This window comes from Streptomyces sp. NPDC047117, assembly GCF_040643545.1.
Lineage (GTDB): Bacteria > Actinomycetota > Actinomycetes > Streptomycetales > Streptomycetaceae > Streptomyces.
The window spans coordinates 168,833-190,308 of record NZ_JBEYUN010000004.1; the positions used below are offsets into that span (position 1 = coordinate 168,833).

Consider the following 21,476-nt stretch of genomic DNA (forward strand, 5'->3'; position numbering starts at 1 on the left):
CCTGGCGGGGCGGTCGGGCGGTCGGGGGATCGAAGCGCTGTGCACGGTGGTCAGCTGCGGTCCTCGGGCGGGGCGGAGGCGGTGAACGTCGGGTCGCCCTCCTCCGGTTCCGTGTCGGCGTAGGGGTCGGGCCCCGCGGCCACATGGGGGTCGGTCGTCAGGTGCGGGTCGGTGCCGAGGCGGGGGTCGGCACCGGCGAGCCGGCGGACGGCGGCCATCGGGATGGGCAGCCAGTCCGGCCGGTGCCGGGCCTCGTAGAGCACCTCGTACACGGCCTTGTCGGTCTCGTACGCGCGCATCAGCTCCGGAACGGAGTCCGGGTCCAGGCCGCCGGCCTCGGCGTAACCGCGGCAGAACGCGGCCCGTGCGCGCCGCGCCCACTCCAGCGACCAGGCGTCGCCGCCGCCGGGGCCGCTGCGCGCCGCGTAGTCGAAGGACCGGAGCATAGCGGCGACGTCCCGCACCGCGGGCTGGACATCGCGCCTTTCCGCCAGCGGCCGGGCCGGCTCGCCCTCGAAGTCGATGACCGACCAGCGGCCCTCGCCGGCGGTGCGCAGCGTCTGGCCCAGGTGCAGGTCGCCGTGGATGCGCTGCGCGGCGAAGGCACGGCCGTCCTCGCCGAGCGTGGTCAGCGCCTGGAAGGCGGCGCGCAGCCGGTTGCGGTACGGGCGCAGCGCCGGGACGGCGCGGGCCGCCGCGTCCAGCCGCTCGGTCATGCCGGCGGCGATCAGCTCCAGGTGGGTGCGGCGCAGCTCTGTGGTGGGGAGCGTCTCGGCGAGCGCGGTGTGCACCTCGGCAGTGGCGTGGCCCAGCGCGCGCGCCGAGCCGGTGAAGTCGGCGCGTACCGAGAGGGCGTTGAGCGCGAGCTGCCAGCCGTCGGCCGAGCCGTCCAGGAACGGGGTGAGCACGCCGAGAGTGATCGGTTCTGCGGCGTGATGGCGGGGGCCGTCGGCCGGCTTCACCGGGCCGGCCGCCGTTGACTCGAACCAGGCCACCGGCGGCGGCACCCGGGAGCACTTGGCGCGGGCCAGCGCCAGCGGCAGTTCCAGGTCGGGGTTGAGGCCGGGGGAGGCCCGGCGGAAGACCTTCAGGATGTAGGCGTCGCCGAACACCACCGAGGTGTTGGACTGCTCGGTGGTCAGCGGCCGGGCGGTGAGCCCGGAGGCGACGGCGGTGTCCGGCGCCACGGTGAAGCGGAGCGCGCCCAGCTGCCCCGGCACCCGGAGCCGTTCCAGCAGCAGTGCGCAGAGCCGGGGGTCCAGCAGCGCGTCGTAGACCGTCCGCCCGGCCAGCGGCCCCTCCTCCGGGCGGCCGATCAGGGCGTGGGCGAGGCGCGGCGGCAGCGTGCGGTGCACGCCGAGCAGCAGCTGGTAGCAGTCGTCGTCCGCCGGGGTGCGGGCCGGCGGTCCCGGCTGCCGGGCGCGGACGAGGAGGTGCAGCATTCCGGGCGCCGCGGACCCCTCGACGGGCAGCAGTTCGGCGGCGGAGACCAGGTCGAAACCGGCGACCGGGCGGCCCTTGCCCGCGAACCACCGCTGCCGTGGCACCCATTCGCGCAGCAGGGGGACGAGCGAGGGCAGCAGCCCGGGCGCGGCGGTGACGGGCGGCCGGTGGTGCCGGCCTTGCAGAGCACGGGTCGAGGCGGTTTCCGACATGACGTCGCGTCCTTTCCCCGGGCACACGACAGCTACGGCAAAGTGTCCCGGAATACGGCCTTTACTGTGGGGCGGTGCGGGACGTGTCGGGCGAGGATCGTCCGTACGGCAGCGGAATCTGCGGCAGGAGTCCCCACGCCCGCAGGCGCGGCGCGAGGATCGTCCGGCCCGTGCGGCAGTAGGGAGACTGCCCGGGCGAAAGGTCGAAAAACTCCCGAACACGCCTTGCGTGCATGTACGGGCGGGTAATGCATGCCCCCGACGCGGCCGGACGGCCGGCGCGACGGGCCCGTACGCGGCGGTGTGCGGGCGCTCCTCGCGGGGCGCCCGCGTGGCACCGGCCCATGAGCGCGGCCGGCGTCCGAACATTTTTCCGGCTAGGCCACCGCGTCCTTGCGCAGCCGGAACCAGTAGAAGCCGTGCCCCGCGAGGGTCAGCAGATAGGGCAGCTGGCCGATCGCGGGGAAGCGCACGCCGCCGATCAGTTCGACCGGGTGGCGGCCGTCGAACGACTGCAGGTCCAGCTCGGTGGGCTGGGCGAAGCGCGAGAAGTTGTGCACGCACATGACCAGGTCGTCCTCGTACTCGCGGAGGAAGGCCAGGACCGCCGGGTTGGACGACGGCAGTTCGGTGTACGTGCCCAGGCCGAAGGCCGGGTTCTGCTTGCGGATCTCGATCATGCGCCGGGTCCAGTGCAGCAGGGACGCCGGCGAGGACATCGCGGCCTCGACGTTGGTCACCTGGTAGCCGTGGACCGGGTCCATGATGGTCGGCAGGAAGAGCCGTCCGGGGTCGCAGGAGGAGAAGCCGGCGTTGCGGTCCGGCGTCCACTGCATGGGGGTGCGCACCGCGTCCCGGTCGCCCAGCCAGATGTTGTCGCCCATGCCGATCTCGTCGCCGTAGTACAGGATCGGCGTGCCGGGCAGGGAGAGCAGCAGGGCGGTGAACAGCTCGATCTGGTTGCGGTCGTTGTCCAGCAGGGGCGCGAGCCGGCGGCGGATGCCGATGTTGGCGCGCATCCGCGGGTCCTTGGCGTACTCCGCGTACATGTAGTCGCGCTCTTCGTCCGTGACCATTTCGAGGGTCAGCTCGTCGTGGTTGCGGAGGAAGATGCCCCACTGGCAGCCGGACGGGATCGCCGGGGTCTTGGCGAGGATTTCCGAGACCGGGTAGCGGGACTCGCGGCGTACCGCCATGAAGATGCGCGGCATCACCGGGAAGTGGAACGCCATGTGGCACTCGTCGCCGCCGGACTCCGCGTCGCCGAAGTAGTCGACCACGTCCTCCGGCCACTGGTTGGCCTCGGCCAGCAGCACCGTGTCCGGGTAGTGCGTGTCGACCATGGCCCGCACCCGCTTGAGGAAGGCGTGCGACTGCGGGAGGTTCTCGCAGTTGGTGCCCTCCTCGGCGTAGAGGTAGGGCACGGCGTCCAGCCGGAAGCCGTCGATGCCCAGGTCCAGCCAGAAGCGCAGGGCCGAGATCATCTCCTCCTGGACGGCCGGGTTCTCGTAGTTGAGGTCCGGCTGGTGGGAGAAGAAGCGGTGCCAGTAGTACTGCTTGCGGACCGGGTCGAAGGTCCAGTTGGACGCCTCGGTGTCGACGAAGATGATCCGGGCGTCCTGGTACTGCTTGTCGTCGTCCGCCCAGACGTAGTAGTCGCCGTACGGCCCTTCGGGATCGCTGCGGGACTCCTGGAACCACGGGTGCTGGTCGCTGGTGTGGTTCATCACCATGTCGATGATCACCCGCATGCCGCGCTGGTGCGCGGCGTCCACGAACTCCACGAAGTCGGCGAGGTCCCCGAACTCCGGCAGCACCGAGGTGTAGTCGCTGACGTCGTAACCGCCGTCCCTCAGGGGGGACTTGAAGAACGGCGGCAGCCAGAGGCAGTCGACGCCCAGCCACTGCAGATGATCCAGCTTGGCCGTCAGGCCCTTGAGGTCGCCGATGCCGTCCCCGTTGCTGTCCTGGAACGACCGCACCAGGACTTCGTAGAAGACGGCCCGTTTGAACCAGTCGGGATCGCGGTCCTTGGCCGGAGTGTCCTCGAACGTGTCGGGGACGGGCTCATTGACGATCAATTGGGTGACCCTCCGATCGGTGAGGACGGTCGCAGGGACAGCACGTGCGCGGGCGCAATGCCACTGCCCGGCTCCAGGCGCACATAGTTGTCCCTGCCCCAGTGGTAGGTCTCGCCGGTGAGCTCGTCGCGCACCGGTACGGACTCGTGCCGGTCGAGGCCGAGCTCCGGCATGTCCAACGACACCGTCGCCTCGTGGGTGTGGTGCGGGTCCAGGTTCACGACCGTGAGCACCACGTCGGCGCCCTCGCGCTTGGAGTAGGCGAGGATCGCGTCGTTGTCGACATGATGGAAGTGCAGATCACGCAACTGCTGGAGTGCCGGATGACGGCGGCGCAGCCGGTTGAGTGCCGTGATGAGGGGAGCGATGCTACGGCCCTCGCGAGCCGCTGTCTGCCAATCCCGGGGACGCAGCTGATACTTCTCCGAATCCAGGTACTCCTCGCTCCCGTCTCGTACCGGAGTCCCCTCGCAGAGCTCGTATCCGGCGTAGACCCCCCACGTCGGGGAGAGCGTCGCCGCGAGCACCGCGCGTACCTCGAAAGCCGCCCGGCCGCCGTGCTGGAGGTACGCGTGCAGGATGTCCGGGGTGTTCACGAACAGGTTCGGCCGCATGCAGGAGGCCGAATCCCGGGAGAGCTCGGTGAGGTACTCGGTGAGCTCGTGCTTGGAGTTGCGCCAGGTGAAGTAGGTGTAGGACTGCTGGAAGCCGACCTGCGCGAGGGTGCGCATCATGGCGGGGCGGGTGAACGCCTCGGCCAGGAAGATCACGTCGGGGTCGGTGCGGTTGATGTCCGAGATCACCTTCTCCCAGAACACCACCGGCTTGGTGTGCGGGTTGTCCACCCGGAAGATGCGGACGCCCTTCTCCATCCAGAAGCGCAGCAGCCGCTCGGTCTCCTTCACCAGGCCGCGGAAGTCGGCGTCGAAGGCGATCGGGTGGATGTCCTGGTACTTCTTCGGCGGGTTCTCGGCGTACGCGACGGTCCCGTCGGCGCGGTGGTGGAACCACTCCGGATGCTTGTCCAGCCACGGATGGTCCGGCGAACACTGCAGGGCGAAGTCCAGCGCGACCTCCATCCGCAGGTCCCGCGCGGTCTGCACGAAGTGCGCGAAGTCCTCGAAGGTGCCCAGGTCCGGGTGGAGCGCGTCGTGGCCGCCCTCGGCCGAACCGATGGCCCACGGCGAGCCGACGTCGTGCGGGCCGGCGGAGAGCGTGTTGTTCGGGCCCTTGCGGTGCGTCGTGCCGATCGGGTGGACCGGCGGCAGGTACACCACGTCGAAGCCCATCGCGGCGATGTCCGGCAGCCGCTCGGCCGCGGTCCGGAACGTGCCGCTGACCATGGTCCCGTCGGGTGCCTCGTACGCCCCCTCCGAGCGCGGGAACAGCTCGTACCACGAGCCGTACAGCGCCCGGCGCCGCTCCACCAGCAGCGGCATCGGCCGGGAGGCGCTGACCAGTTCGCGCAGCGGGTACCGGCCGAGGGTGTCCAGCACCTCGGGGGTGAGCGCGGCGGCCAGCCGGGTGGCGGCCGGGAGATTCTCGTCCCGCAGCGAGTCGGCCACCCGGAGGATCGACTCGCGCCCCGCGTTCTTCGGCACCCCGGCCGCCGCCCGCTCGTGCAGCGAGGCGCCCTCGGCGAGCACCAGGCCGGTGTCCTGGCCGGCCGGGATCTTGACCTGTGCCGTGCGCCGCCAGGTGGTCACCGGATCCGACCAGGCCTCCACGGTGTACGTCCACCGGCCCTCGGCGTCCGGGGTGATCCGCGCGCCCCACCGGTCCGTGCCCGGCGCCAGCTCCCGCATCGGCGTCCACGGCCCGCTCCTGCCGTTCGGATCGCGCAGCACCACGTTGGCGGCGACCGCGTCATGCCCTTCGCGGAAGACGGTGGCGGACACTTCGAAGGTTTCGCCGGTCACCGCCTTGGCCGGGCGGCGCCCGCAGTCGATCTGGGGACGGACGTCCAGGACGGGAATGCGACCGATCATGGGATCACCTGAGACTTGGGACACTTTGCGGGGTGTTGTCCTTTGTATCTCCGCGGCGGGCTTACGGGTTGCGGGCATGAACGGTCCTGTCGCCTTTCACTCGGTTGGAGGTGCGCAGGGCGGGACACGCGAGGGGGGCACGCAGCGAGGGTTCCGACTGAGCCTTCCCACGCGCCGCGGCCGGGCAATCCGCCCGCGGATGAACTACTCGTACGTAACAGCGCACGTCGATCAAGACGGACGTACCGGCCGCGCGGCATGCGGACAGCAACGGACCGGCCCCGCCCTCGGGCGGAGCCGGCCGTGGTGCCGGTCCTGAAGGGACTCCGTCAGGAGCCTTCGACCCGGAGCAGTCGGTTCGGTGATCCCAGTGCGCTCTTCACCTGGCCCGCCGAAGCCCGGCCGACCAGCGCGTCCCCCACCTTCTGCGGGGTCGCCCCCGGGTGGTCCGCCAGGTACAGGGCGGCGGCACCCGCTGCGTGCGGCGCGGCCATCGAAGTGCCGGAGAGCGTCTTCGAGGCCGCGTTGTCCGTGTGCCACGCCGACGTGATCCCTACACCGGGCGCGAACAGGTCCACGCCAGGGCCCCAGTTGGAGAAGTCGGCGCGTACGTCCTTGCTGCTGGTGGCGCCGACGGTGAGGGCCTCCCGCACCCGGCCGGGCGAGAACAGGTCGGCCGGCAGGCCGTCGTTCCCGGCCGCGACGGTGAACGTCACCCCGGCCTTCACGGCGTTGCGCACCGCCTGGTCCAGCTGCGGCGAGGCCATGCTGCCCAGGCTCAGGTTGGCCACCGCGGGCTTCTGCGCGTGCTTCGCCACCCAGTCGATGCCGGCGATGACGTTTTCGGTGGTGCCCGCCCCCTTGGCGTCCAGCACCCGTACCGACACGATGCGGGCCTTGTCGGCGACGCCGAACGTCCTGCCCGCGATGGTGGCGGCCACATGGGTACCGTGACCGTTCTCGTCGCTCGCGTCCGCGTCGTTGCCGACGAAGTCCCACCCGCTTCTGGCGCGGCCACCGAAGTCCCCGTGGGCGGTGCGCACGCCGGTGTCCAGCACGTACACCTGCACCCCGGCGCCGCCCGTCGCGGGTGCCGTGTAGGACTTGTCCAGCGGCAGGCTCTCCTGGTCGATCCGGTCCAGCCCCCAGGACGGCGGGTTCTTGCGGGTGCCGCCCGCGGCCGTCGCGGCGCTGTCCGCCGTCGCCGCGTCACCGCCCGGGGTCGCCACCGTGTCCGTCAGCCGCACCGTGCGGTTCTGGCTCACCGCCGCCACGGCCGGATCGGCCGCGAGACGCCGGGCCTGGGCCTCGTTCGCCCGGATGGCATAGCCGTTGATGGCCTTGTGGTACGTCCGGCGGATCGACACCCCGTACTTGGCCGCCAGGCCCTTGCCCGCCGCCGAGCGTGCCTCGACACCCCGGGCGCCCGCCTCGAGGGTGACGATGTAGCTGCTGCGCACCGCGCCGGTCGCCCCCGCTCCCAGGATCCGGCCCTCGGGCGGCGCGGCGTGGGCGGGCAGCGCGGCGGCACAGAGCAGGGCCGCCGAGGTGGCGGCCGTACCCCCCGCCGCCAGCCGTCGCCGGGCTATTCGTGTCCAGGCCATGTACGGAGTTCCCCTCTTCAACTCGACAGGCGGGCAAGGGTGTTGCCGTTCCGTGGCGCCGGCTGCCGCGCCGCGCTCCACCGACGCCATCCTGCAGCCTTCCGTGGGCCCGGAGTCCGTACAAGAGAGGACGAGGGGGCGGAATCGGCCATATCGGGTGAGCGATCCGTGGCGAAGGTTGCGGTGATTTCTGGCCGGATTCCCGCGCCCCGCCCGCTCCCCGCGCCCGGCCGGGCACCCCCCGACGCGCCCGGAGCCGCGCTCCGGGGCAGGCACCTCGGCCAAGAGGCGTACCCTCCGGCCGGCAAGAGGCGCACGGGGGCACACCTGGCGCGAGGGGCGGGCCTTTCGAGCGGTTGTCCGCGGCACGGGCCGCGCGCTGTGGTTGCCGCGGCCGAGCCGCCGCTACGGTCGGAGCGTGAAGGCCATTCGTCGATTCACCGTGCGCCCTGTCCTTCCCCCGTCCCTACGACCGCTCAGCGAACTGGCGCGGAACCTGCGCTGGTCCTGGCACACCGAAACCCGCGAACTCTTCCATGCCCTGGACCCCGAAGGCCGGCAGCGGCCCGGGGCCGACCCCGTCCAGCTCCTCGGCACCGCCACCGGCGAACGCCTCGCCGAGCTCGCCGCCGACCGCCGCTTCCTGCGCCGGCTCACCGCCTGCGCCGACGAACTGCAGGACTACCTCGCCGGCCGCCGCTGGTACCAGTCCGTCGACGGCGCCCTGCCCGAGGCCGTCGCCTACTTCTCGCCCGAATTCGGCATCACCGCGGCCCTGCCGCAGTACTCCGGCGGCCTCGGCATCCTTGCCGGCGACCACCTCAAGGCCGCCTCCGACCTCGGCGTCCCGCTGATCGGCGTCGGGCTGCTCTACCGCCACGGCTACTTCCGCCAGACCCTCTCCCGCGAGGGCTGGCAGCAGGAGCACTACCCGGTCCTCGACCCCAACGAGCTGCCACTGGAGCTGCTCCGCGAGGCCGACGGCAGCCCCGCACAGGTCTCCCTCGCCCTCCCCGGCGGCCGGCGCCTGCGCTCGTACATCTGGCAGGCCCGCGTCGGCCGCGTCCCCCTGCTCCTCCTCGACTCCGACGTCGAGGAGAACGGACCCGGCGAGCGCCAGGTCACCGACCGCCTCTACGGCGGCGGCAGCGAGCACCGCCTCCTCCAGGAGATGCTGCTCGGCATCGGCGGCGTACGGGCGGTCCGTACGTACTGCCGGCTCACCGACCATCCCGCCCCCGAGGTCTTCCACACCAACGAGGGCCACGCCGGCTTCCTCGGCCTGGAACGCATCCGCGAACTGTCCGAAGAGGACGCCGGCGGGCTCGATTTCGACAGCGCCCTGGAAGCCGTCCGGTCCGGCACCGTCTTCACCACCCACACCCCGGTACCCGCCGGCATCGACCGCTTCGACCGCGAACTGGTCGCCCGGCACTTCGGCCCCGACGGCGAGCTCCCCGGCATCGACGCCGCCCGGATCCTCGGCCTCGGCATGGAGAGCTACCCCGGCGGCGAACCCAACGTCTTCAACATGGCCGTCATGGGCCTCCGGCTCGCCCAGCGCGCCAACGGCGTCTCCACGCTGCACGGCGGGGTCAGCCGGGAGATGTTCGCCGGACTCTGGCCCGGGTTCGACGCCGACGAGGTACCGATCACCTCCGTCACCAACGGCGTGCACGCGCCCACCTGGGTCGCCCCCGAGGTCTTCCGCCTCGGCGCCAAACAGATCGGCGCCACCCGCACCGAGGACGCCCTCACCGTCGGCGGCTCCGAACGCTGGTCGGCGGTGGCCGACATCTCCGACCCCGCCATCTGGGACCTCCGCCGCACCCTGCGCGAACAGCTGGTCACCGAGGTACGGATGCGGCTGCGCGCCTCCTGGCGGCAGCGCGGCGCCGCCACCGCCGAACTGGGCTGGATCGACCAGGTCCTCGACCCCGACGTCCTCACCATCGGCTTCGCCCGCCGCGTGCCGTCCTACAAGCGGCTCACCCTCATGCTCCGGGACCGCGACCGGCTCATGGAGCTGCTGCTCCACCCGGAGCGCCCGATCCAGATCGTGGTCGCCGGCAAGGCACACCCCGCCGACGACAGCGGCAAGCGCCTCGTCCAGGAACTGGTCCGCTTCGCCGACGATCCGCGCGTCCGGCACCGCATCGTCTTCCTGCCCGACTACGGCATGGCGATGGCGCAGAAGCTCTACCCGGGCTGCGACATCTGGCTGAACAACCCGCTGCGCCCCCTGGAGGCCTGCGGCACCTCCGGCATGAAGGCCGCCCTCAACGGCGCGCTCAACCTCTCCGTCCTCGACGGCTGGTGGGACGAGTGGTACGAGCCGGACTTCGGCTGGTCCATCCCGACCGCCGACGGCACCGCCACCGACGAGGAACGCCGCGACGACCTCGAAGCCGCGGCCCTCTACGAACTCCTCGAACAGCGCGTCGCGCCCCGCTACTACGAGCGCGACGAGGCGGGCGTACCGCACCGCTGGGTCGAGATGGTCCGCCGCACGCTGGTGACCCTCGGCCCGAAGGTGCTGGCGGGGCGGATGGTCCGCGAGTACGTCGAGCGGCTCTACGCCCCCGCCGCGCAGGCGCACCGCGCCCTCACCCCGGACGCCGCGCGCGACCTCGCGCGGTGGAAGACCCGGGTGCGCGAGGCCTGGCCGCGGGTCGCCGTCGACCACGTCGAGACCGGCAGCGCGGCCGCGCCCGCCAACGGGCAGGCCGAACTGGGCGGCACCCTGGCGCTCCGCGTCCGGGTCGCGCTGGACGAGCTGGCTCCTGAGGACGTGGAGGTGCAGCTGGTCTCCGGCCGGGTCGACGAGTCCGACCGGATCGCCGACCCGCTCACCGCGGCGCTGAAGCCGGCCGGCGGGCCCGACCTGGAGGGCCGCTGGCTCTACGAGGGACCGCTGGTGCTGGACCGGACGGGCCCCTTCGGCTACACCGTCCGCATCCTCCCCGCCCACCCCCTCCTCGCCACCGGCGCCGAGATGGGCCTGATCGCGGCCCCCTCGGAGGCCACGGGCGAAGCGGCCGGGGTACTGCTCCGTTGACCCGGTGCGGCGCCGTGCCACGAACACCCCGGCACGGCGCCGTACCGCGAAGCCCCGCCCTTCCCGCACGCCATAGGCTGCTGCCCACAGCCGGTCGCGCAGGAGCGGCCGGACGGCTTCACGGGGGCGGAATCATGAGCCAGGTACGGACACGGGTCTCGGCGTACGGGATCGTGGTGGCGGAGGACCGGGCGCTGCTGACCCGGCTGTCCGACGCCTCGCCGATCTTCACGCCCGGCCAGTGGCATCTCCCGGGCGGCGGCATCGACCCCGGCGAGCAGCCCGTCGACGCGCTGGTACGCGAACTGCGCGAGGAGACCGGCCGGGAAGTCCGGGAGGCCGGGCTGCTGGACGCGCGGACCTACGAGGTCCGGCGGCTCGGGGTGGACTGGCAGCTCACCGGCCTGTTCTACGCCGTCGCGCTGGAGGACGGCCCGACGGCGGTCACCGAAGCCGACGGCTCCACGGACGCCGTGGCCTGGTTCCCGCTGACCGATCTCCCGCACACGAGCCTGTCGCCGGCCGCCACCGACGGCCTGCGCAAGGCCGGCGCCCTGTCCTGACCGACGGCCGAGCGACCGGCCCCGCGACATGGAGGAGCGGTGCCCGGAGGGATATCGGGAGCCCCCGGACACCGCTCGGCCTGTGTGCGGTGCGGGAAGCGGATCACCCTGTGGACAACGCCCACCGGCCGACCCGCCCCCCTAAACTCCCCGGACTGTAAGGGGAGCCATGTGGCGAAGCGTTACTTCACGTTGACGCCCGTCCAGGCCGCCTCGACGCCCTTGACCTCGGCGCCGTCCGCGCCGTACAGGTCGGTGGCCGCCTTCACGGTCGCCTCGCGGGCCGCCTTGTAGTCGGTCGTCGAGGTCATGTACGCGGTCAGCGCCTTGTACCAGATCTTCTCGGCCTTGTCCCGGCCGATGCCCTCGACCTTGGAGTCGTCGGCGGTCGGGCTGTCGTACTTCACGCCGTCGATCTCCTTGGCGCCGCTGCCCTCGGACAGCAGGTAGAAGAAGTGGTTGGCGATGCCCGAGGAGTAGTGCACGTCGACGTCGCCGGCGCCCTCCTTCCAGAAGTCCAGCGACTGGCCGTCCTTGCTGGGCTTGTCCATGTAGCGCAGCGGGGTGCCGTCACCGTTGATGTCGATCTTCTCGCCGATGAGGTAGTCGCCCGGGTCCTCGGCGTTCTTGGCGCTGAACTCCGTCGAGGTGCCGAAGATGTCGGAGGTGGCCTCGTTCAGGCCGCCCGACTCGCCGCTGTACTCCAGGTTCGCGGTGGCCGAGGTGACGCCGTGCGACATCTCGTGCGCCGCCACGTCCAGCGCGGTCAGCGGGTGGGTGTTGCCCTCGCCGTCGCCGTACGTCATGCAGAAGCAGCTGTCGTCCCAGAACGCGTTCACGTAGTTCTGGCCGTAGTGCACGCGGGAGGTCGCGCCCTTGCCGTCGCCGTTGATGCCGCTGCGGCCGTGCACGCTCTTGTAGTAGTCCCAGGTGACCTGGGCGCCGTACGCGGCGTCGACGGCGGCGGTCTGCGGGTCGTCACCCTTGCCGGTGCCCCACTTGTCGTCCTCGTCCGTGAGCAGCTTGCCCTCGCCGCTCTCCTTGCCGCCCAGGTCGAGCGTGGAGTGGCCGCCGCGGCTGTCGTCGGTCAGCTCGTAGCCGCCGCTGCCCTTCTTGGTGGCCAGTTCGACCTTGCCGCTGTACATGCTGGTGCCGGCGCCGGTCTCGATCGCCTGGCGCTGGAACAGCTTCTTGCCGGTGTTGGCGTCGGTGATGACGTGCAGTTCGCTGGGCGTGCCGTCCTTCTGGACGCCCTTGACCACGGTCTCGTACGCCAGGACCGGCTTGCCGGAGGCGGCCCAGATCACCTTGTTCGGGGTGGCCGCGTCGGACTTCTTGATGCCCTCGGTCTTCCCGGACACCGACTGGGCCGACGCCGCGGCCTTCTTCGGGGCGATCTTCGCGCTGGTGGAGGCGACCTTGATGCCGGCCTTCGTGGCCTTGGAGGTCGACTTGACGGCGCCGCCCTTGGCCTCGTGCACGACCAGGTCGCCACCGAGGACGGGCAGGCCGTCGTAGGTGCGGTCGTAGCGGGTGTGCGTGGTGCCGTCGGCGTCCTTGATGACGTCCTTGACGACCAGCTTCTCCTTGGCGCCGAGCCCGAGCTCCTCGGCGGTCTTCGCCTTGGTGGCCTGCGCGTCGCGCAGCAGCTCCGCGCGGTGCGAGGCGGTCATCTTCACGGGCGCGCCGGCGGCCTCGTGGGAGGTGGGGGCCGCGCCCGCCGTGCCGGTGGCGATGCCGGCGGCGAGCAGTGCTGCCGCGGCGACGGAGGCACCGGCGATACGGGTGGTACGCGATATGTGGGGGGTCACGCGTGCTCCTTCAACTTTGCCAAGTGGTGGGGGTGCAAAGCGATGCGGGTGGTACGTGCGGGGTCAGCGTGCCATTCCAACGCGCGACTGTCACCGGGTAATTGGGGCCGGTTTGCAATTTGTTCGCAAAGAGCGAGCTGTCGTCCGGATAGCGGAGGAGGGCCACCCCCGCCGAACGGCGGGGGTGGCCCTCCTGGTTGATCCGTCTGCCGGAGTTCCGGATCAGAAGGTCAGCTTCCAGCCGTTCACGCGGCCGGTGTCACCGGAGTACACGTCGCGGACCCGCAGCTTCCAGGTGCCGCCGGCGTTCTCCGAGGAGGCGTTGACCGTGTAGGTGGTCTTCACGTCCGCCGCCGAGTCCCAGGAGCTGGAGTTCTTCAGGCGGTACGCCGTGCCGTCGGGCGCGACCAGGTCGATGACGAGGTCACCGCGGTAGCTGTGGGTGATGTCCACGCCGACCTTGAGCGTGCTCGGGGCCTTGCCGGTCCGGTTCACGGCGATCGACGAGGTGACCGCGGCGCCCGCGTCCGGGATCGCCACCGCGGTGTTGTTCTCGTAGACGTTGCCGCCCGGGTCGGGGTCGCCGCCGTCGCCGACGCGGCTGCCGACGTTCACCGCGGCCCAGGTGTTGGCGACCGTGTTGTAGGTCGGGGTGTCCTTGCCGAAGAGGTCGGCGGCGGCATTGAGGGTGGCGGTGCGCGCCGCCGCGTAGTTGGTGTTGGAGCTCATGTACTGGGTGAGCGCCTTGAACCAGACCTTCTCGGCGTTGGCCCGGCCGATGCCCGGCACGGACTTCCCGTCGGACGTCGGGCTGTCGTACTGCACGCCGTTCACGACCTTCGCACCGCTGCCCTCGGACAGCATGTAGAAGAAGTGGTTGGCGATGCCGGAGGAGTAGTGCACGTCGACGTTGCCGACGCCGGAGTACCAGAAGTCCTTGGACGCGCCGTCCTTGCTGGGCTTGTCCATGTAGCGCAGCGGGGTGCCGTCGCCGTTGATGTCGATCTTCTCGCCGATGAAGTAGTCGCCCGGGTCCTCGGGGTTGTTGGCGTTGAACTCGACGGCCGCCGCGAAGATGTCGGAGGTCGCCTCGTTCAGGCCACCGGACTCACCGCTGTAGACGAGGTCGGCGGTGGCGGAGGTGACGCCGTGCGTCATCTCGTGGGCCGCCACGTCGATCGAGGTGAGCGGCGCCGCGTTGCCGGCCCCGTCGCCGTAGGTCATGCAGAAGCAGCTGTCGTCCCAGAAGGCGTTGACGTAGTTGTTGCCGTAGTGGACCCGGCTGTACGCGCCGACGCCATCGCCCTTGATGCCGCTGCGGCCGTGCACGCTCTTGTAGTAGTCCCAGGTGAGCTGGGCGCCGTACGCGGCGTCCACGCCCGCGGTCTGGACGTTCTGCGGAGTGCCGTCGCCCCACACGTCGTCCGGGTCGCTGAAGAGCGTGCCGGTGCCGGACGAGCCGTGGTTGAGGTTGTACGTCTTGTGGTTGCCGCGCGTGGTGTCCGTCATGGTGTACGACGGCGCGGTCCCGATGGTCACCTTGCCGCTGTACTGGCTGTTGCCGGTGCCCTGCTCGATCTCCTGGTACTGGAACAGCTTCTCGCCGGTGGTGGCGTCGGTGACGACGTGCAGCCGGTTGGGCGTCTGGCCGTCGTCCTGTACGCCGCCGACCACGGTCTCGTACGCGAGGACCGGCTTGCCGTTCGCCGCCCAGACGACCTTGCGGGGCTCCTTGGCGTCGGTCTTCTCGGCGCCCTCCGCCTTCGAGACCTTCAGGGCCTTGGACTCGGCGGTCGCCGGCGTGACGGCCGCCTTGGTGCTCGGCACGGCGATCCGGGCCTTGACGCCCTTGGTGACCCGCTGGACCTTGCCGGTGCGGGTCTCGTGCACGACGAGGTCGCCGCCGAGGACGGGCAGGCCCTTGTAGGTGCGCTCGTACCGGGTGTGGGTGGTGCCGTCCCGGTCCTGCTGGACGTCGCGGACGACCAGCTTCTCCTCGGCTCCGAGCTGGAGCTTCTTCGCCGTCTGCGCGGTGGTGGCCGCCGCCTCCTTCAGCAGCTCCGCACGCTGCGAGGGGGAGAGCTTGGCGGGCAGTGCGCCCGCGCGGGGCTGGACGTGGGTGACGCCGGGGTTGGGGGCCGCATTGCCCGCGCCGGTCTGTACGCCGACGGCGAGCAGGGCGGTCACGGCGACGAGGGTGCCGGTGGCCGTCGCACGTCTGCGGGCCTGTCCGGAACGTCCATGGGGGGTGCGTGTCACGCTGGCTCCTTCTGCGAGGCCGCGACGGGATGGGCCGCGGCCGAGGGGACCGGTCGGCTGGGTGGCCGCCCGGGCAGAACAAGTGCGTGTGGGGGGAGCGGTGCATACGTGGCCGGAGCGGGCGGTGGTGCTGTGGGGACCCGTTTCGACTGCCGCGCAGCTTCCCACCACCCACGCCCGGTTGTCAGGATCCCTTCAAGAACATGGCCGGAAACCGTCCGTAGAGCGGCGGTCGGCGTTCGTATAGCGGTCAACCATCACGGCCGATCAGCCCGCCCGGCCCCCCGCGGCGAGGCGCGGGGCCGTCACCCCGCCAGGCTCTCCTTCCAGGCGCTGTGCAGGTCGGCGAAGTGGCCGCGGTCGGCGATGAGCCGGTCGGGGGCGCCGTCCTCGATGATCCGGCCGTGCTCCATGACCAGGACGCGGTCGGCGATCCGGACCGTGGACAGGCGGTGGGCGATGACCACGGCGGTGCGGTCGCGGAGGACGGTGTGCATGGCGCGCTGGACGGCGCGTTCGCCGGGGATGTCGAGGGAGGAGGTGGCCTCGTCGAGGACGAGGACCGCCGGATCGGCGAGGAGCGCGCGGGCGAAGGAGACCAGCTGGCGCTGGCCGGCGGAGATGCGGCCGCCGCGCTTGCGCACATCCGTGTCATAGCCGTCGGGGAGCGCGCTGATGAACTCGTGCGCGCCGATGGCCCGTGCCGCCGCCTCGACCTCGGCGCGGGTCGCGTCCGGGCGGCCGACGGCGATGTTCTCGGCGACCGTGCCGGAGAACAGGAACGCCTCCTGGGTGACCATCACGACGCCGCGCCGCAGCTCGGCGGTGGACAGGTCGCGCAGGTCCACGCCGTCCAGGAGGACCCGGCCCGAGCTCGGGTCGTAGAAGCGGGCCAGCAGCTTGGCGAGCGTGGACTTGCCCGCTCCCGTGCTGCCGACGACCGCGACCGTGCTGCCCGCGGTCAGCGTGAGGTCGAATCGGGGCAGCACCTCGCCGCCGGTGCGGTAGGCGAACCGGACGCCGGAGAAGACCACTTCGCGCCCGGGGCTGCCGTCGGCGGCCGGGGGCAGGGCGACGGGCGCGGCCGGTTCGGGGACGGCGGGGCGCTGGGCCAGCAGGCCGGCGATCTTCTCCAGGGAAGCGGCCGCCGACTGGTAGGCGTTGAGGAACATGCCCAGGCGGTCGATCGGGTCGTACAGCCGGCGCAGGTAGAGGACGCCGGCGGCGAGTACGCCGAGGGCCAGCGAGCCGGTGGCGACCCGGTAGGCGCCCCACAGCACGATGGCCGCGAGGGCGATGTTGGCGCACGTGCGGGAGAGGACGACGTACCGGGCCATCTCCAGGATGGCGGTGCCGTTGGCCCGCTCGTGGACGTGGTTCAGGCGGGCGAACTCGGTGTCGTTGGGCCGCTCGCGGCGGAAGGCCTGCACGGGGCGGATGCCGTTGAGCGTCTCGGCGAACTTCACGATGACCGCCGCGATGGCCGTCGAGCGGCGCTTGTAGACGGCCAGGGAGCGGCGCTGGAAGGAGCGGATCAGGAGCAGCAGGGGGCCCGTCGACAGGAGCGCCGCGGCGCCCAGGCCCCAGTCCAGGTACAGCAGCATCGCCGTCACGTACACCATCGACAGCACGACCCCGACCAGCTCCTGCAGGCCGTCGTCGAGGAGTTCGCGCAGGCTCTCGACGTCGGTGGTGGAGCGGGAGATCAGCCGGCCCGAGGTGTAGCGCTCGTGGAAGTCCAGGCTGAGCGCCTGGGCGTGCCGGAAGATCCGGCCGCGCAGGTCGCGCAGGACGTCCTGGCTGACCCGGGAGCAGGAGCGGGTGAAGGCGTACTGGAGCGCGCCGGCGGCCAGCGCGCACGCCAGATAGCCCGCGCCGACGGCCAGCAGCGGGCCGTGGTCGTGCGCCCGCAGCGCGGGCACGGCGTGGTCGATGGCGTACGCGACCAGCAGCGGGCCCGCCTGCACGGCGGCCTGCTGGAGCAGCAGCAGGACGACCGTGAGCCGGCCGCGGCCGAGGTACGGGCGCAGCAGCGAGCGGAGCAGGGTGAGCGAGGCGCCCTTGGGGGTGGGCAGGACGTCCCGGTCGAAGGGGTCCTCGGCGGGCGCGGAACCGGGGGAGGCGGCCGGGTCCGCGCCGCTGTCCTCGGGAGGCCGGCCGGCCGCGGTCGTGGTCGTGGTCATCGCTCCGTCTCCTTGGTGGTGCGGTGCGGCGCGGCGGCACGCGGCGCGGCGTCCGGGCCGTCCCCCGCCAGGTCGGCGCCGGACATCAGATGGGCGTACTCGGCGTTCTCGCGCAGCAGCTGCTGGTGGCTGCCGACGGCGGTGATCCGGCCGCCGGAGAGGAGCGCGACCCGGTCGGCGAGCAGCACCGTGGACGGGCGGTGCGCGACGATCAGCGCGGTGGTGGCGGCCAGGACCTCCCGCAGCGCCGTCTCGACCCGTGCCTCGGTGTGCACGTCCAGCGCGGAGAGCGGATCGTCCAGGACCAGGAAGCGCGGCGTTCCGACCACCGCGCGGGCCAGCGCGAGCCGCTGCCGCTGGCCGCCGGACAGGCTCAGGCCCTGCTCGCCGACCTGGGTGTGCCCGGCCTGCGGGAGCGCGGCGACGAACTCCTGCGCCTGGGCGGTCCGCAGCGCCCGCTCGACGCCGTCCTCGCCCGCCTCCTCGCCGCCCATCAGGACGTTCTCCGCCGCGGTGGCGGAGAAGAGCGTCGGCTCCTCGAACGCCACCGCGACCAGGGAGCGCAGCTCGTCGCGCGGCAGGGCCATGATGTCCCGGCCGTCCACGGTGATCCGGCCGCCGGTCGCGTCGTACAGCCGCGGCACCAGCGCGGTGAGCGTGGTCTTGCCACTGCCGGTCGCGCCCACCAGCGCCATCGTCTCGCCCGGCCGGATGTGCAGGTCGACGCCGCGCAGCGTGGGCGGGGCGCCCGGCGGCGCGTCGGGGTAGCGGAACTCCACCCCCGTGAAGGCGAGTCCGTCGGGGGCCGGGGTGCCGGGAGCGGGGGCGCGGGCCGCGGCGCTCGGGGACGCGTCGTCGGTGTCCGCCGGCGGGGCGTCCAGCACTTCGAAGTACCGGTCGGCCGCGGTGGCCGACTCGTTGCTGATGGCCAGCAGGAAGCCGATGGACTCCACCGGCCAGCGCAGCGCCAGCGCGGTGGAGAGGAACGCCACGAGCGTGCCCGCCGACAGGTCCCCGTCCGCGACCTGGACCGTGCCGAGGACCAGCGCGGCGCCGATGGCGGTCTCCGGCAGGAACGTGATCACGCCCCAGATCGCCGCGAGCAGCCGCGCCTTGTGCAGCTCGGTGCCGCGCAGCTCGTGGGTGAGGGCGGTGTACGCGCGGGCCTGGGCGCGGTGCCGGCCGAAGCCCTTGATGATGCGGATGCCGAGCACCGACTCCTCGACCAGCGTGGTCAGGTCGCCCACCTGGTCCTGCGAACGGCGCGCCGCGACCGAGTACTTCGCCTCGAACACGTAGCAGAGCACCATCAGCGGCACGAGCGGCGCGAGCAGCACCAGGCCCAGCGTCCAGCGCTGGGCGAGGAGAATGGCGAAGCCGACCAGGATGGTGACGCCGTTGACGAACAGGAACGTCAGCGGGAACGCCAGGAACATGCGCAGCAGCTGAAGGTCGGTCGTGCCGCGCGAGAGCAGCTGCCCCGAGGGCCAGCGGTCGTGGAAGGTCACCGGCAGCCGCTGCAGATGGTGGTAGAGGGCGTTCCGCATCGACGCCTCGACGCGCGCCAGGGGGCGCGCCACCAGCCACCGGCGCAGCCCGAAGAGCCCCGCCTCGGCCAGCCCGAGGAGCAGCAGGAGCCCGCCGCCCAGCCAGATGCCGCCCGCGTCCCGCCGCGCCACCGGCCCGTCGACCAGCCACTTCAGCACCAGCGGGATCAGCAGGCCCATGCAGGACGCGAGGACGGCGACGACCGCGGCGCCGGACAGCCGGGCGCGTACGGGGCGGACGTACGGCCACAGCCGCAGCAGTGACCGTACGGCGGAGCGGGGCGGAGGGACGGCGGGCTCGGGGCGTTTCACTGCAGCGCTCATCAGCAGTGAGCGTAGAAGTCGCCACTGACAATCCTCATGCGGTTTTTTCCCGCCGGGGGACGGCAGTTGGGCCCGGGGGAGCGCCGCGCGCCGTCCGTCAGCGGCTCACCGTCCGGCCCGCAGCAGCCACACCGCCCGTCCCGGCAGCTCCACCTCGGTGCCCGCCTCGTACGCCGTCCCCGGTTCCGCCTCCTGGTCCTCGCGCGCGGTGTCCACGAGGAGCTCGTACGTACGGGCCCACGGCGCGGCCGGCAGGGTGAAGCGGCCCGGTGCGTGCCCGGCGTGCAGCAGGACCAGGAAGCTGTCGTCGGTCACCGGCAGCCCCCGCTCGTCCCGCTGCGGGATGTCCGTCCCGGACAGGAACATGCCCAGCGTCGCGGCGGGCGCGTACCAGTCGCCCTCCGCCATCTCCGTCCCCGCCGGCGTGAACCACGCCAGGTCCCGCAGCCCGTCCGGGCCGTTCGGCCGCCCCGAGAAGAAGGCCCGGCGGCGCAGCACCGGATGCGCCCGGCGCAGCGCGATCAGCCGGGAGACCAGCTCGGTCAGCGGCCGCCACTCCGGGTCCTCCGTCAGCGACCAGTCCAGCCAGCCCAGCTCGTTGTCCTGGCAGTAGCCGTTGTTGTTGCCCTGCTGGGTGCGGCCCAGCTCGTCGCCCGCGACCAGCATCGGCACGCCCGTGGAGAGCAGCAGTGTGGTGAGGAGGTTGCGCAGCTGGCGACGGCGGAGCGCCCGTACGTCCGCGTCGTCGGTCTCGCCCTCGGCGCCGCAGTTCCATGAGCGGTTGTCGTCCGTGCCGTCGCGGTTGCTCTCGCCGTTGGCCTCGTTGTGCTTGTGCTCGTAGGAGACCAGGTCGCGCAGGGTGAAGCCGTCGTGCGCGGTGACGAAGTTGACCGACGCCTGCGGGCGGCGGCCGCCCCAGGCGTACAGGTCGCTGGAGCCGGACAGCCGGTAACCCAGGTCGCGGACGTCGTGCTGGGCGCCGCGCCAGAAGTCGCGCACGGTGTCGCGGTACCGGTCGTTCCACTCCGTCCACAGCGGCGGGAAGGCCCCGACCTGGTAGCCGCCCATCCCCACGTCCCACGGCTCGGCGATCAGCTTCACCCGGCGCAGCACCGGGTCCTGCGCGATCACCGCGAGGAACGGCGAGAGCATGTCCACGTCGTGCATGGAGCGGGCCAGCGCGGCGGCCAGGTCGAAGCGGAAGCCGTCCACGCCCATCTCGGTGACCCAGTAGCGCAGCGAGTCGGTGATCAGGCGCAGCACGTTCGGCTGCACGACGTGCAGGGTGTTGCCGCAGCCGGTGTAGTCGGCGTACCGGCGCGGGTCCTGCTGGAGGCGGTAGTAGCCGCGGTTGTCTATCCCGCGCAGGGACAGCATCGGGCCCATCTCGTTCGCCTCGGCCGTGTGGTTGTAGACCACGTCGAGGATGACCTCGATGCCCGCGTCGTGCAGGGCCCGCACCATCCGGCGGAACTCGCCCACCTGCTGGCCGCGCGTCCCCGAAGCGGCGTACGCGGCGTGCGGCGCGAAGTAGCCGATGGAGTTGTAGCCCCAGTAGTTGCGCAGCCCGCGCCGCAGCAGATGGTCCTCGTGCGCGAACTGATGTACGGGCAGCAGCTCGACCGCCGTGACCCCGAGCCGGGTCAGATGCCCGATCGCGGCCGGGTGTGCGAGCCCCGCGTACGTGCCGCGCAGCTCCTCCGGGATGCCCGGGTGCCGCTTGGTGAAGCCGCGCACGTGCAGCTCGTAGATCACCGAATCGGCCCACGGCGTCTTCGGCCGGCGGTCGTCCTCCCAGTCGTCGCCGGGGACGTCGTCGTGGACGACGACGCCCTTCGGGACGTGCGGCGCGGAGTCCCGGTCGTCGCGCACCGTGTCCGCTATGTGCTGCTCGGGCCAGTCCCGCACATGCCCGTACACCTCCGGCGGCAGCAGGAAGTCCCCGTCGACCGCGCGCGCGTACGGGTCGAGCAGCAGCTTCGCCGGATTCCAGCGGGCGCCGGTCCACGGGTCCCAGCGGCCGTGCACCCGGTAGCCGTACCGCGTCCCCGGCAGCACACCGGGGACGAAGCCGTGCCAGATCTCGTGGGTCAGCTCCGCCAGCGGATGGCGGGTCTCGACGCCCGCGTCGTCAAAGAGGCACACCTCCACCGACTCGGCGCCCGCCGCCCACAGCGCGAAGTTCGTCCCCGCGACACCGTCCGGACCGCAGCGGAACCGCGCCCCGAGCGGCTGCGGTGACCCCGGCCGCACCGTGACCGGGGCAGCGGCCGGTCTCGCCCCGCCCTCGTCCGGCAGTGCCTCCTGCTCAAGCGCGCTCGACACGTGGCAGCCTCCCGCGGCTCGCGACTCGATCGGGCGGTGCCGTACGCGGCGTCCCGGCCGCGTGTGTGGACGTGCCCT

The 21,476-nt window shown here is 72.1% G+C and carries 11 protein-coding genes; 2 read left to right on the forward strand and 9 right to left on the reverse strand.

All coding sequences use genetic code 11. The features are described 5' to 3' along the window. Nucleotides 1–50: 50 nt before the first annotated feature. From ABZ840_RS09345 to ABZ840_RS09360, 4 genes are all read right to left on the reverse strand, one after another. A complete protein-coding gene (locus ABZ840_RS09345) occupies nt 51–1,655 on the reverse strand; it encodes a maltokinase (RefSeq protein ID WP_361555841.1) in 1,605 nt (534 codons plus the stop codon). 377 nt (nt 1,656–2,032) lie between these two features. Next, nucleotides 2,033–3,736: a maltose alpha-D-glucosyltransferase gene (gene treS, locus ABZ840_RS09350; RefSeq protein WP_361555844.1), complete on the reverse strand. Its 1,704-nt coding sequence runs from the start codon at nt 3,734–3,736 to the stop codon at nt 2,033–2,035. Further along, entirely contained in the window at nt 3,733–5,724 is a 1,992-nt protein-coding gene (locus tag ABZ840_RS09355) for an alpha-1,4-glucan--maltose-1-phosphate maltosyltransferase (RefSeq protein WP_361555847.1), read from the reverse strand. Before ABZ840_RS09355 ends, treS begins: the two co-directional genes overlap by 4 nt. Before the next feature lie 329 nt (nt 5,725–6,053). Beyond that, nucleotides 6,054–7,328, reverse strand: a complete 1,275-nt coding sequence (locus ABZ840_RS09360; RefSeq protein WP_361555850.1) for a S8 family peptidase — start codon at nt 7,326–7,328, stop codon at nt 6,054–6,056. A gap of 418 nt (nt 7,329–7,746) precedes the next feature. Between ABZ840_RS09360 and glgP the strand changes: the two genes are divergently transcribed. Together glgP and ABZ840_RS09370 are read left to right on the forward strand one after the other, a co-directional pair. Next, a complete protein-coding gene (glgP, locus tag ABZ840_RS09365) occupies nt 7,747–10,386 on the forward strand; it encodes an alpha-glucan family phosphorylase (RefSeq protein ID WP_361555853.1) in 2,640 nt (879 codons plus the stop codon). 134 nt (nt 10,387–10,520) lie between these two features. After that, nucleotides 10,521–10,949 (forward strand): NUDIX domain-containing protein, encoded by a 429-nt coding sequence (locus ABZ840_RS09370; RefSeq protein WP_361555856.1) that lies wholly within the window; start codon nt 10,521–10,523, stop codon nt 10,947–10,949. Nucleotides 10,950–11,131: 182 nt separating this feature from the next. Here ABZ840_RS09370 and ABZ840_RS09375 read toward each other — a convergent pair whose 3' ends face one another. The 5 genes from ABZ840_RS09375 to glgX all read right to left on the reverse strand — a co-directional run bounded on the left by ABZ840_RS09375 (nt 11,132) and on the right by glgX (nt 21,371). Further along, nucleotides 11,132–12,760 carry a M4 family metallopeptidase gene (locus ABZ840_RS09375; RefSeq protein WP_361555859.1) on the reverse strand — a complete coding sequence of 543 codons (1,629 nt, stop codon included), beginning with the start codon at nt 12,758–12,760 and terminating at the stop codon, nt 11,132–11,134. Between the two features lie 222 nt (nt 12,761–12,982). Further along, a complete protein-coding gene (locus tag ABZ840_RS09380) occupies nt 12,983–15,019 on the reverse strand; it encodes a M4 family metallopeptidase (protein ID WP_361555862.1) in 2,037 nt (678 codons plus the stop codon). A 305-nt stretch (nt 15,020–15,324) separates the two neighbouring features. Next, complete coding sequence (locus ABZ840_RS09385) at nt 15,325–17,202, reverse strand: ABC transporter ATP-binding protein (protein WP_361555865.1); 1,878 nt, start codon at nt 17,200–17,202, stop codon at nt 15,325–15,327. Further along, nucleotides 17,199–19,073 carry an ABC transporter ATP-binding protein gene (locus tag ABZ840_RS09390; RefSeq protein ID WP_361555868.1) on the reverse strand — a complete coding sequence of 625 codons (1,875 nt, stop codon included), beginning with the start codon at nt 19,071–19,073 and terminating at the stop codon, nt 17,199–17,201. The genes ABZ840_RS09385 and ABZ840_RS09390 overlap by 4 nt, the downstream gene beginning before the upstream one ends. A gap of 105 nt (nt 19,074–19,178) precedes the next feature. Then, a complete protein-coding gene (glgX, locus tag ABZ840_RS09395) occupies nt 19,179–21,371 on the reverse strand; it encodes a glycogen debranching protein GlgX (RefSeq protein ID WP_361556557.1) in 2,193 nt (730 codons plus the stop codon). Nucleotides 21,372–21,476: the final 105 nt, after the last annotated feature.